The sequence below is a fragment of the Acinetobacter sp. CIP 102529 genome (genome assembly GCF_000368325.1).
In the GTDB taxonomy this organism is placed as follows: Bacteria; Pseudomonadota; Gammaproteobacteria; order Pseudomonadales; family Moraxellaceae; genus Acinetobacter; species Acinetobacter parvus.
This window is the reverse complement of record NZ_KB849355.1, coordinates 914499-927393: the sequence shown is the minus strand read 5'-3', so window position 1 is coordinate 927393 and position 12895 is coordinate 914499. Positions and strand designations below refer to the sequence as shown.

Below are 12895 nucleotides of genomic sequence, written 5' to 3'. Positions count from 1 at the left end.
GGCTGTCTTTAAAAACATGCCCCTCCTTCCAGTCTGCTCGCTTGTAACTTAACAGCGCATTATACGCATGAGTAGGTGAAAAGTCTATGTGTTTTGTCTATTAAACTCAGGAATTGGTGTTTTTCTTTTATAAGTTTAAATGGACAGGTGTCTATTGCAAAATCAGTCATTCTTATAAATATATCATGAGATATTATGCAAATTGTCTAACAATTTTTTAGGGCTTTAGGTGGAAAGCGCTTTATCTTATATATAGCCAAAAAATCAACGATCAATATAGAGGGGAATCAAGATGGCTGAGACAAAAACCGCACCTGCAACTGAAGAAGTGAAAGATGTTGTTGTTGAAAAAACTGCAAAAGCTAAAGAAGCTGTGGCGGAAAAGACGGCAGAAGTCAAAGAAGCTGTAGCTGAGAAAACGGCAAAGGCGAAAGAGGTTGTTGCTGAAAAAACCGCAAAGGCGAAAGAAGTGATTGCTGAGACTCAGGAACAGGCGAAAGAAGTCATTGCTGAAACTCAGGAAAAAATTGAAGCTGAAGCAAAAGAACTCAATGATGCTGTTCAAAATCAGTTTGCACAAATCAAGCAAGACATTTTACAGCGTATTGAAGTGATCAAGGGCCAGTTTAACTTGTCTCAAGAAGACTTGGTTGAATTTAAGAATGCCTTGAAAACTGAGTTAAACGCTTTGGTTGAAGACTTAAGCAAAGTCAGCAAAGAACTGAAAGATGACATTAGCCAGATTTCAGTAAAACACAAAGACACTTTGACTGAGAGCTTTAAACGTACCAAAGAACAAGCAGTTGAAGCCTGGAATAAGGTGCGTGCAAGCTAAGTCATCGCTTGCCAATAAAAAAGCGAGAATTGAGTTCTCGCTTTTTTGTTTTTTAGACTTATTAAAAAAAGTTAAAACTTATGCAGCCAATCCCGTTTGTTATGGAAATCGGCCTGAGGGCTGCTATGCTGCATTGCAAAGTAATGCATGCCTTGAGTGGTATTTAACACTGCAGTTAAACCAAGATACAGGTCAGCCCATTTCAATTTATTTTGCTGCATAAACTGGGATAAATCCACACTGACATTTAAGCCATAGTGGGTACGTTGTAAATGGTTCAACTCAATATCATAGGCAGCTATAGGCGGCATATTTTCTGGAAAGCGATATTCTTCAAATTGATAGGCCTGCCATGCCTGAGAGGGAGAAAGATTGATTTCACGATAGAAATCTTCATCTTTCACACCAATAAAAATCTCAAAACAAGTCTGTTCCCATAAAAAGTCAAGGCGGGGATGTTCCGAAACCTGATCGGGATAAATCAGAAACTGATTTGGGTCACGCACCCAGAAACCAACATTCACAGTTGCTGGTGTTTGCTGCTCAATCGCCCCAACCACCGTAATGGCGTTAAAGCGATCAAAAGCCGACAATTCATAACTTGCCATTGCTTAGTTATTACTGAGGTGAGCAAAACGAACGAGGTTGGAAAGATGCTGGTTTTGTTTGGCTGCCTTTTTATAAAGCAAAACAATTTTACCAATTTTCTGTACCGATTCCGCACCAGTCGCCTCAACAAGGGCATCAATCACTGCCGCACGCGCCTCACGGTCTTCACCCGCAACTTTCACCTTAATCAGTTCATGGTCATTTAGCGCACGATTCGTTTCTTCAATGACGTTTTCTGTAAGACCGTGGCTACCAACCATTACAACTGGGTTAAGTGCATGACCAATTTGACGCAAACGCTTACGTTCATGGATAGATAAAGCCGCCATTAAAAATACCTGATTTGAAAAACGACCTAGTATAGCCTGCATCCCAAACCTAAGATAGATTCAGTAGGCAGACTGATCATAAATATTCAGAAAACTGTTGAAATAACCAATGATGTTGATCGAAAAAAATCTGTAAAAGTTCGTGTGATTACGCTACATCCGTACTGTAATGAGAGTAATTTTCACGTACAATGACCAATCAGAAGTGTTTTGAAATTTAGTGAGTTATGGCGACACGCATTACCAATCAAAAATTGTCGAAAAGCAGTCGTGCGTGGATGAGAGAGCATCTGGATGATCCTTTTGTTAAAAAGGCGCAGAAAGAGGGGTATCGCGCACGCGCAGCATATAAGTTACTCGAAATCCAAGAAAAATATAAACTGATTAAACCTGGTATGACGGTTGTCGATCTGGGCGCGGCACCTGGTAGCTGGTCACAGATCGCAGGTAAGCTGGTCGGTGCCAATGGTTTGGTGATTGCATCGGATATCCTGCCAATGGATGCGCTTCCAGATGTGACCTTTTTACAGGGTGACTTTAGGGAAGAGGAAGTCTTCGAAAAATTGTTAAATATTTTAAATGGTCGTCAGGTAGATATTGTAATTTCTGATATGGCCCCCAATACATCAGGTAATAGGGCTGTCGACCAGCCACGCCAAATTTATTTGTGTGAGTTGGCACTGGATTTTGCTCAGAAAGTTTTAGGACCAAATGGACAGTTTGTGGTTAAGGTGTTCCAGGGTTCAGGATTTGATGAGTTTAGAAAACAGGTGGTTGATGGTTTTGATGTATTAAAAACAGCCAAACCTGCGGCGTCACGCGCTCGGTCAAAAGAGGTTTTTTTGATTGGACAGGGTCGTAAAAAGGCATTGCAATAAAAAGTGTACTTGCCAAGATGTTAAAAATTGTGCATTTTGTACCTTTTAAGTTTTTTGCAACGCAAATTCATTGCTGTTTTTGTGAAGGTCAGCCAAGATTAGGTATGATCAAATTAGATTGATATGGGAATAAAGCCTTGAGCGATTACTTCAAGAATGCCGTATTGTGGCTCATCATACTCGGTGTTCTGATTTTGATTTTTAGCAACGTCAGTGACCGCAATAAGCCTGCAGCGATGAAATATTCAGATTTCGTTGCAGCGGTAAATGCTGGGCAAATTAAACAGGTCACCATTGATGGATTGAATATCAGTGGTGAGAAAACCAATGGTTCTTCATTTGAGACGGTTCGCCCACAAGTAGAAGACACTGAGTTGCTACCAAGCTTGAACAAACAAAATGTAGTGGTTGAGGGCACAGCACCACAACGCCAGGGCATTTTGATGCAACTTCTTATTGCGAGTTTCCCTGTATTGCTGATCATCCTGTTGTTCATGTTCTTCATGCGTAATATGGGCGGTGGTGCTGGTGGTAAAAACGGTCCGATGAGCTTTGGTAAGTCAAAGGCAAAAATGCTGTCTGAAGACCAGATCAAGGTCACATTTAGTGATGTTGCAGGCTGTGACGAAGCAAAACAGGAAGTGGTTGAAATTGTAGATTTCCTGAAAGACCCTGCTAAATTTAAGCGTCTTGGTGCAACCATTCCTCGTGGTGTATTGATGGTGGGTCCTCCAGGTACAGGTAAAACATTATTGGCAAAAGCCATTGCTGGTGAAGCCAAGGTTCCTTTCTTCAGTATCTCTGGTTCTGACTTTGTTGAGATGTTTGTTGGTGTGGGTGCATCACGTGTCCGTGATATGTTTGAACAGGCAAAACGCCATGCACCATGTATCATCTTTATTGATGAGATTGATGCGGTGGGTCGTCACCGTGGTTCAGGTACAGGGGGTGGTCATGATGAGCGTGAACAAACCCTGAACCAGATGCTTGTTGAGATGGATGGTTTTGAGGGTAATGAAGGCGTGATCGTCATTGCCGCAACCAACCGTGTCGATGTGCTTGATAAAGCCTTGCTTCGTCCAGGTCGTTTTGACCGTCAGGTGATGGTTGGCTTGCCAGACATCCGTGGTCGTGAGCAAATCCTGAATGTTCACTTGAAGAAACTTCCTTCAGTGACTGGTGTGGATGTTAAGATTCTTGCCCGTGGTACGCCTGGTTTCTCTGGTGCGCAACTTGCGAATTTGGTGAATGAAGCTGCATTGTTTGCTGCCCGCCGTAATAAAAATACGGTTGACATGCATGACTTTGAAGATGCAAAAGACAAGATCTACATGGGTCCTGAGCGTAAGTCGATGGTGATCCGTGAAGAAGAGCGTCGCGCAACGGCCTACCATGAAGCTGGACATGCGATTGTTGCTGAAATCCTACCAGGTACAGATCCTGTGCATAAAGTCACGATCATGCCGCGTGGTTGGGCATTGGGCGTGACTTGGCAGCTTCCCGAACAAGACCAGACCAGCCATTATAAAGACAAGATGTTGAATGAACTTTCAATCCTGTTTGGTGGTCGTATTGCGGAAGAAATCTTCATCAACCGCATGTCAACGGGTGCATCCAATGACTTTGAACGTGCAACTAAGATGGCACGTGCAATGGTCACCAAATATGGTATGTCAGATGCGCTTGGTGTCATGGTGTATGAGGACGAAAACCAGAGTGGTTTCTTCGGCAATGTTGGTAGTCGTACCATTTCAGAAGCGACTCAACAAAAAGTAGATGAAGAAGTACGTCGTATTTTGGATGAGCAATATACCGTTGCACGTAATATCTTGGAAAATAATAAAGATATCGCGCATGCAATGGTGAAAGCACTGATGGATTGGGAAACGATTGATCGTGATCAAATCCGTGACATTATGGAAGGTCGTGAACCACAACCACCTAAGGTCTATATTCCTGAAAATCCAGTGGCTGCATTTGAACCACCGAAAGATGGTCCATCTACACCACCACCATTACCAGCAATGGGCTAATGGTTGAAATCAAGAAGAGTCGCTAAAAGCGGCTCTTTTTTTGTCCTTATTTTAGCCAAGCTGAAAATAAATCAACAATGTTCTTAGGACAGTCTTGTTAAAATAAAGTGATTCGTAAAGTGTTAAGAGTTTTTTGATAATGCAGTTGATGCCATTACCACAGTGCCAGTTACACTGTGGTCGTTTTATACTGGATTTATCCCAGCCACAGATTATGGGTATTCTCAATGTCACCCCTGATTCTTTCAGTGATGGTGGACAGCATCATCATAAGGAACAGGCCGTTCAACGTGCTTTACAGATGATAGAAGAGGGTGCAAGCATTATTGATATTGGTGGAGAATCCACGCGCCCCAATGCGTCACCTGTTGAGCTTGAGGAAGAAATTCAGCGTGTGATTCCTGTGGTGGAAGCATTGGCAAAATATGATGTTGTTATTTCAATAGATACCAGCCAGCCAGAAGTAATTCGTGCTGCTGTAAAAGCGGGCGCACATATCTGGAATGATGTTCGTGCCTTAACCCGTCCGCAAGCATTGGAAACGGCTGCTGAGTTGAATATTCCTGTGATATTGATGCATATGCGTGGTGAACCAACCAATATGAACCAGCTTGATCAATATACAAATGTCACAGAAGATGTGATGTATGAGTTAGAGCAACGCTTGGATCAGGCACTCGAAATGGGAATCAAAAAATACAATATCATCCTTGATCCTGGTTTTGGTTTTGCTAAAAATGCTCAACAGAATTTTCAATTATTAAATGAATTCTGGAAGCTGAACCAGATGGGCTATCCGATCTTGTCAGGTTTGTCCCGTAAGCGTTTTATTGGTGAAGCCTTAAATGGTATACCTGCACAAGAACGTGCAGTGGGCAGTGTTGCAGGACATCTAATGAGTATTCAGCAGGGTGCCAGTATTGTCCGTGCGCACGATGTCAAAGCGACCAGTGATGCCATTAACGTCTGGAAAATGATGTTCAATCAATAATAGTTTAGGGTATTGATACAACCGTAAGATTCTATTGGCTTGCTCCATAAATATATCAGATGAGTAATTTTTAAAAATGGAAAATAAAACAATTACATATAAAAGCTTGTGGGTGTTTGCACTCATTCTCAGTCTAGGATTTATTGTTTCGGCTGCGGTGATTGGCTATGCCGTGAAGCAGTTTAATAACAGCAGTAATTCAATTACCGTCAAGGGACTGGCAGAAAAACCGATTCAGGCAGATTCGGCCCGTTGGGAAATTAACCTGCAAACCAGCCACACTTCAGAAAGTATTCCACAGGCCTATCAGTTACTTGATCAGCAAATGAAAACCTTGCAGGGTTTCTTTGTTGAGCATGGGTTTAAAGCCGCTGATATGCAATTGGGTAATAAGAGTTCCCAGTCTTATTATGAAGAGGTGGAGACGGATGAGGGACGAACCCGACGTGAGTTTAAAGGCTATATTGCAATGCAGTCTTTGGTGATCAACAGTCGTGATATTCAAAAGATTGAAAAGGCAGCCAAAGATGCGTATTTGCTGGATGAAAAAGGCATTGCAATTGCCCAAAAACCTGATTATCTGGTGTCTAATTTAGAAGAAATTAAAATGTCATTGATTGCCAATGCCACCAAAAATGCCTATAGCCGTGCCAATGAATTTGCCAAGGTCGGTGGTGCGAAAGTGGGTAGCATGCGTTCAGCCAGTCAGGGTGCATTTTATATTTTGCCTGAAAGTGGTTCGGATGAAGATAGTGATTATGGTGGAGCCTATGATAAAGCTACCATTAATAAAATTGCCCGTGTGGTGGTGACCATTAATTATGCGATTGAATAATCAATCAAAATAAGACAGCAAAGTGCGATTATGAAGATCAGGATACATTCAAATACGGTGTATCTTTCTTTTCTTGCATACAATGATTTTGATCTAGCCATACATTTGAAAAGATAAATAAAATTGGGGAAATGAAAAATGCATCATCTTGCAAAAATATTTGCTTTAACCGTACTTGGCAGCATGATTGCCGCTTGTCAATCAGTTGAATCACAGCATCGTGAAGTTGCAATAGAAGCCCATGATCGCGCGATGGCCGCAAATATGAAACGTATGGTTGCACCACGTCCTGTATTGGCAATTGCAGCCATGCCCGCACCTGCAATGGAACGCCAGCGTTTGCAACAAAACACCGAAAAATATCAGAAAAATGATGTGAATCCTGTGCATCGGGTTGCAGATCAGGCAGTTTCAACCTTTAGCATTGATGTTGATACAGGCAGTTATAGCAATACTCGCCGTTTCCTGAATGATGGGCGTTTACCGCCAATCGATGCGGTTCGTGCTGAGGAAATGATCAATTATTTTGATTATCAATATCCACAGCCAAATAGTATTCACCCATTCTCGGTCACGACTGAAACTGTTGATTCACCCTGGAAACAACATGCCAAACTGATCAAGATCGGGATTCAAGCCAAAGACTTGGCAACCAAACAGTTAGCACCAGCCAATCTGGTTTTCCTTGTCGATGTCTCAGGCAGTATGGATGCACCAGATAAATTGCCCTTGGTTAAGCAAACTCTACGTTTATTGACTGAGCAACTACGTCCGCAAGATAAGGTCACGATTATTACCTATGCCAGTGGTGAAAAACTGGTTTTGGAACCTACTTCGGGCGATCAAAAAGACAAGATTTTGCGTGTGATTGATGCTTTGCAGGCGAGTGGTGCAACCGCAGGCGAGCAGGCGATTCAACTGGCTTATCAGCAGGCAGAAAAAGCCATGCTGAAAAATGGCATCAATCGGATTTTGCTGGCAACGGATGGTGACTTTAATGTCGGGATCACCGATTTTAGTACCCTAAAAGGCATGGTGGCGGAAAAGCGCAAAAGTGGTATTTCACTCACCACGTTGGGTTTCGGCACAGGCAACTATAATGAACAGTTGATGGAGCAGCTTGCCGATGCGGGTGATGGTAATTACAGTTATATCGACAATAAGAATGAAGCCAAGAAAGTGGTGCAGCGTCAGCTTTCATCCACACTTGCGACAGTAGCGCAGGATGTCAAGATTCAGGTCGAGTTTAATCCAGCGACTGTAAAAGAATACCGTTTGGTCGGCTATGAAAATCGGATGCTGAAACAGGAAGATTTTAATAACGACAAGGTTGATGCAGGTGATATTGGGGCGGGGCATAATGTCACTGCCATTTATGAGATCATTCCAGTCGGGCAGCAAGGCTGGCTCAATGATTCACGCTACCAAACCCCGACAAAAACCAGTGCAGGAAATACCTCGGAATATGCTTTTGTCAATGTGCGTTATAAATTACCGAATCAGGATAAAAGTATTTTATTGAATCATTCTGTGCCAGTAGGTCGTAAATCTTTATCCCAAGCCAGTAATGATACCCGTTTTGCGATTGCAGTGGCTTCCTATGCCCAGCAGTTAAAAGGTGGAGAATATAATGGTGCAATGGGCTGGGATCAGATTATTCAACTGGCGCAGCAGTCAGCCAAACCCGATCCTTATTTAATGCGAGAGGAATTTGTTGAATTGGCAAAAATCGCAAAAAATCTCAGTGCTAAAAAGGACTAGAGATTAAATTGATGAAAAGCGGTCGGAAAAACCGCTTTTTTATTGCCTAAATCTCGTGATTTGCAGCAGATTATGCTATAAGCATGGCGTTTTATTGACATCTTATTGTGTATGTTTGAAGATTTACTCCTCCCCATGTTTGATGATGAATATTATCCCGATATTCTGGTGGCCGAAGTCAAACAGCATATTCAGCAATTCTCAAAAAAAGTAACTGGTTCAGGCGTATCTGAGTCGGATATTTATCGTTTCGCCCATCAAACCCTGATTGAAATTAACGAAATGAAACCGCAGTTTGATGATCTGGATTCAAGCCTGGATGATACGGCTGCCGATTATATTGCTGAAGCCATGATGATGATTGTGCAGGAGGCGGGATATTTGGAGATTGAAATGGAAGAGTTGATTGCCAATCGGGAGTGGTAAGCTACACTCCCGAGCTAAAGTTTCTCTTTAAAAAGTGATTATTGCGCTGTTTCACTCCAAAGTTTGGGTAAAACAATTTGCCCTGAAATCTCTGCCTCAATTTTAGGCTGTCTGATTTTTTGATAATAGATACTTTCACTATTGATCAATAAACCCAAAGTATCATTTTTATGCAATTTTGCATTGACACTTGAAAGTTCAATATTTTGACCCTCACCATCTTGCTGTGATGAACCCTGTATCACCTGATCATAAAGACGTTTTTTTGCTGGATTCAAGGGTGTAGTCTGTTCATTTAGAATCTGGTATTTGCCCGTCCTGGCTGATTTTACTGCAACGGAAATAAACAGGGTTGGGGCGATTTGCCCAGACTTTGACTCAATGTTGAGTGTCAACTGTGGTGAACCCGTCATATAAGTGGTTTGGGTTGCGCTATGAATGGGAATAAACACCGCCTGTTTTGGTGTTGCTGCAATCCACGTTTTGGCAATGCTGTAGTGTGTGCTAGGCGTTAAATCACTCAGATGATTTACAGGGCTATGATCAATACATAATTCAGGCAATGTTATGGGTGTCTGATCTTTAAGCTTCTGGTTAAACCACGCCATAATCGTATCTTGTAAATTATAGTGTTGTTTATTGCCACAACTGACTGACTTGCCAATATACCAAAATGGTGTGTTGCCCAATGGTGAATGTTGGGCAAAAGGCTGTAAATGACCACCTTGAACACCGATTAAATGTACCTCATGCTGGGCATGCTGAATACATTGTGCAGCTTTGACTCCCTCATTAAATGGAAACAATACATCCCCAAATCCCTGAATAATCAGGGCATCTGCTTTTGGTGCCTGGGCATGTTCACAAAACCAGCTGGCCTGATGGGTTTTAAGGAAGTTATAGGTAGAATCCTTTAATTGACCTTGCTGGGTATCGACATAGGCCTGCTTGAGTTCAGGATGAAACTTGTTCCAGTTCCACCAGTCACCAATCAGGTTCAGGAATGTAATCCAGTTAGTTTTGGGAATGCCATTTGGGGCAAGGCTATTCATAATGTCATACCATGTTGTGATCGGTACAATCGCCTGTAGACGGGGATCTAAAGCGGAAACCAAATACTGTATGCCACCCGCATAGGACTCACCAATCATACCTGCACGGACACCGTTCTGATTTTTTGCCAATTGAGGAAGATTCTGTTCAGCCCAGTTCATAATGCTGATCACGTCCTGAGCTTCCTTTTCAGGATCGGCAAGGCGAATTTTACCCTGACTATTGCCATGCCCACGCTGGTCATAACTAATCACCCAATAACCATTTTGCCAGGCTTTTTTTGCCACTTGTCCAGTCGGTAGCAGAAAACCATACAGGCTCAGGCTAGGGCGTTTCATACGGGACAAGCCAAAACCATGCGTATGCAATAACAAAGGCGCAGTTTGGCCGATCTTTAAATGTGGCTGATAAACAGTAAACGCCAGTACCGTGCCATCAGGAGCGATGGTTTTTGCCTGATAATAACGCTGTTTTAATTCACTGGCCTTGACTTGAGTAGGGATAGGTTGAACAGCGGCATGCATACAACCTTGTAATGCCAGAACTAAGCCAAACCATAGCCATAAAAGGTAGGTACGCATCGATTTTTTTCATCCTTGAGCAAATCTTTGGGAGTTCACAATGTGAGTGGCTATAGTTTAACGTGGCTCATCAATGGATACCATCCACTGATAGATCATTTTGGCTGACCTATCAGTTTTAATCGTTACAACACACGGGCTTTGTTGCGATAGGCATATAGAGACAGGCCTAGGCATAAAAAAATTAAACCTATAATCAAGTGTGAGCTAAGAGATTCATGGTTAAAAAATACACCCCAAAAGGTGGCCAATACAGGTGTAAGGATCGTGATCAGCATCGAATTGACCGACTGTAGCAAGCCGAGGGTGGGCAGGGACGACAGTCGGTTGTACCTGCGTGGTCCGTAAAGAATTTGTGATTGCTTAACATGAGAATCTTTCCATAATGATGTCATCCAGTTAGCCTGCTGGCAACCTACTGGACCAGCCGTAAGCATATTGCGACTTGGGTGTTGTGGGTGTTTGTGGATATTGTCTATGTGGGTATGTTTATCTACAAGGAACTGTTCCTGACCGCAGGTTTATATGCTGCCTTTGTGTTACTGGTGGCAATGGCAACAGGTTAAACGCAAGCAATTGGTAGGATCACTATAAAAAAATCCAGTTTTACCCTATGGTCAAACTGGATATTCAGTGTGTTATGACTTATGTTTCCAATAAGGCCAATTTTCTTCAGGGCTAAACTGATAATTGTCATCCAGCCAGTACGTCCGTTTGGGTGCTGACTTTTCCTTAAGTCCCATGATATGCATCAGGTTATTATCCAGTTCTGCCGTGTTCAGTGTCCTGGTTTTATCCACCCCAGTTGAGGGGATATGGTCATACCACATGATCACGGGAACCTGATAACCTGCCTTGGTATTTGGGCTGTGGCCTGCATAGTCGATTTCATGCCCAACTTCATTGCCATGATCCGATACCACCATGAATGACCTGAAGTCTGGCACATGATCGGCCTGTAACTCATCCAGAAATTTGGCCAATAAGGAATCTTCATATAACACGGCGTTGTCATAATCGTTGCGTAGCGAACGAATCCACGGGTCAATATCCCTGTTTTTAAGGTCATTTTCCACCGCATCATTACTGGCGCTGGTAAAGCGGTTAAAGACTGCTGGGTAACGTTCCTGATAGTTGGGGTGGGCACCAATCAAATGCAGGATAATCAATTTTTTCGGTTCAGGATCAGCCAGTGCCTGCTGATAATCAGGGAACAGGTTTTCATCAAGAGAACTGCTGCTACGCCCTGAACGCCTGTTTTTATAAATGGCTTTATCTGTATAGGAACCAAAAAGGGAGGAGAGATAAACATCGTCCTGATTGCTGATCCAGTAAATTTTATAGCCTGCCGCTCGGGCATAGGCCAACACACTTTCAGGGGAATATTTATCATGTTCCGATGCGGGACTTTTCGTCAATAAAACCCGTAAGGCATTGATGGTGGAAGGAACAGGTGAAAAGGCGTTGCAAAAAACCTTAAGCTGATCCAGTCGTTTACTGAGTTCTGGTGTGGTATCTCTTGGATACCCACATACACCATAATTTAGGCTGGTGATACTTTCTGAAAGTACCAGCACATGGGTTTGTTTGCCCTTTGCCTGATCAGTTAAGACCAGATTTTGTTTTGCGCTGAGATCCCATTGCTGATGTACAGCTTTATGTTGCTTGATCCTGTTTTTAAAGTTCTGGATTTTGGCATGATGGTCTTGCCAAAATACCACAGGATGAACTTTGCGCGAGGGCTTCATTAAATAACTGGTTACAGTTAACAGCATCAGAAAAATGATGCAAATCCGATAGATGCGACTATTCCAGAGCTGGCTAAAATGTACAGGTTTAACTAATTTAAAAACAGCATAGCTATAAATGCCAAGCAACACCACAAGACTGAACAGTACAGCAGCCAGCAAGGCGAGATGAAGCTGGAAAAACTCCAGAATTTCATGTTTGTTGGTGTTGGCAACTGCCTCGATAATAAAATAGGCTTCATTATCACTGTTGAATAAAAACCATGTACTTGAGCGTAGCAAGGCGTCTAGCCAGGAAACCAGCCACCAGAGGATAGACAGGATATACCAGTAATTTTTATGACGCGTAATCGCAAGATACGTGAAAACAACACCAAGCAAGGATAGGAAGCCCAGTCGTAAACCATCGGTTAAATTTCCAGCAAAACTCAACAGGCCACCCGTGATTAATGCAGGCAGCACAATAAGCAGCAAAATCTTAAAATTTTTTAAGCTGGCTTTCATATGGTTCTAATGCAGTGGGAGAGAGTAACAAGCGTGCTAATATCGGTTTAAGTGGAGGATGTGTCAATTCAAAATTGGGAAGTGTTTGATTGCACAGCAAATTAAATTGATTAGCCCAGCTTAATTTCTAATGGGAATGAACATTAAAATTATTTCCCTTAAGTCTCCAAAATCCATTATTTCTCCGCAATTTCCTTTTTTTTGCAATGATATGTTAATAGAGATGGTGTTTGCTGGAAAGCTCGGTAACGATCATAGGCTGAAAGTCACCATATTTGTTTATGTTTTTGAAAAATTGACTGTTTCAACCAT

General features: G+C 42.4%; 11 protein-coding genes and 2 pseudogenes. 8 read left to right on the top strand and 5 right to left on the bottom strand.

Annotated features, from left to right (window positions below; translation table 11 throughout):
• Nucleotides 1-292: 292 nt before the first annotated feature.
• Complete coding sequence (locus tag F972_RS09675; protein ID WP_004682762.1) at nt 293-835, top strand: hypothetical protein; 543 nt, start codon at nt 293-295, stop codon at nt 833-835.
• Between the two features lie 71 nt (nt 836-906).
• Here F972_RS09675 and F972_RS09670 read toward each other — a convergent pair whose 3' ends face one another.
• Complete coding sequence (locus F972_RS09670) at nt 907-1443, bottom strand: DOMON-like domain-containing protein (RefSeq protein WP_004682761.1); 537 nt, start codon at nt 1441-1443, stop codon at nt 907-909.
• A gap of 3 nt (nt 1444-1446) precedes the next feature.
• The gene (gene yhbY / locus F972_RS09665; RefSeq protein ID WP_010589156.1) at nt 1447-1773 is read right to left on the bottom strand and encodes a ribosome assembly RNA-binding protein YhbY; all 327 of its coding nucleotides are present in this window, start codon (nt 1771-1773) and stop codon (nt 1447-1449) included.
• Nucleotides 1774-2000: 227 nt separating this feature from the next.
• On the opposite strand from yhbY, the gene rlmE reads away from it, so the two are divergent.
• The 6 genes from rlmE (at nt 2001) to F972_RS09635 (ending at nt 8697) form a co-directional block, all read left to right on the top strand.
• Nucleotides 2001-2651 (top strand): 23S rRNA (uridine(2552)-2'-O)-methyltransferase RlmE, encoded by a 651-nt coding sequence (rlmE, locus tag F972_RS09660; protein ID WP_004676658.1) that lies wholly within the window; start codon nt 2001-2003, stop codon nt 2649-2651.
• Between the two features lie 137 nt (nt 2652-2788).
• The gene (ftsH, locus tag F972_RS09655) at nt 2789-4684 is read left to right on the top strand and encodes an ATP-dependent zinc metalloprotease FtsH (RefSeq protein WP_004682760.1); all 1896 of its coding nucleotides are present in this window, start codon (nt 2789-2791) and stop codon (nt 4682-4684) included.
• Between the two features lie 139 nt (nt 4685-4823).
• Complete coding sequence (folP, locus tag F972_RS09650) at nt 4824-5675, top strand: dihydropteroate synthase (RefSeq protein ID WP_004682759.1); 852 nt, start codon at nt 4824-4826, stop codon at nt 5673-5675.
• Nucleotides 5676-5751: 76 nt separating this feature from the next.
• Nucleotides 5752-6510 (top strand): SIMPL domain-containing protein, encoded by a 759-nt coding sequence (locus F972_RS09645; protein ID WP_004682758.1) that lies wholly within the window; start codon nt 5752-5754, stop codon nt 6508-6510.
• 138 nt (nt 6511-6648) lie between these two features.
• Nucleotides 6649-8271, top strand: a complete 1623-nt coding sequence (locus F972_RS09640; RefSeq protein ID WP_004769635.1) for a vWA domain-containing protein — start codon at nt 6649-6651, stop codon at nt 8269-8271.
• Nucleotides 8272-8382: 111 nt separating this feature from the next.
• Complete coding sequence (locus F972_RS09635; protein ID WP_004682756.1) at nt 8383-8697, top strand: DUF5713 family protein; 315 nt, start codon at nt 8383-8385, stop codon at nt 8695-8697.
• Between the two features lie 38 nt (nt 8698-8735).
• Here the strand turns inward: F972_RS09635 and F972_RS09630 are convergent, their stop codons facing one another.
• The gene (locus tag F972_RS09630) at nt 8736-10331 is read right to left on the bottom strand and encodes a CocE/NonD family hydrolase (RefSeq protein WP_004769633.1); all 1596 of its coding nucleotides are present in this window, start codon (nt 10329-10331) and stop codon (nt 8736-8738) included.
• Between the two features lie 125 nt (nt 10332-10456).
• Nucleotides 10457-10612 (bottom strand): annotated as a pseudogene (locus F972_RS16300) (EamA/RhaT family transporter); the annotation flags it as partial.
• A 120-nt stretch (nt 10613-10732) separates the two neighbouring features.
• Here F972_RS16300 and F972_RS15420 point away from each other — a divergent pair.
• Nucleotides 10733-10925, top strand: a pseudogene (locus tag F972_RS15420) (nicotinamide mononucleotide transporter); the annotation flags it as partial.
• A 44-nt stretch (nt 10926-10969) separates the two neighbouring features.
• Here the strand turns inward: F972_RS15420 and F972_RS09620 are convergent.
• On the bottom strand, nt 10970-12583 hold the full coding sequence (locus tag F972_RS09620) for a phosphoethanolamine transferase (RefSeq protein ID WP_004682754.1): 1614 nt from the start codon (nt 12581-12583) through the stop codon (nt 10970-10972).
• Between the last annotated feature and the right edge of the window lie 312 nt (nt 12584-12895).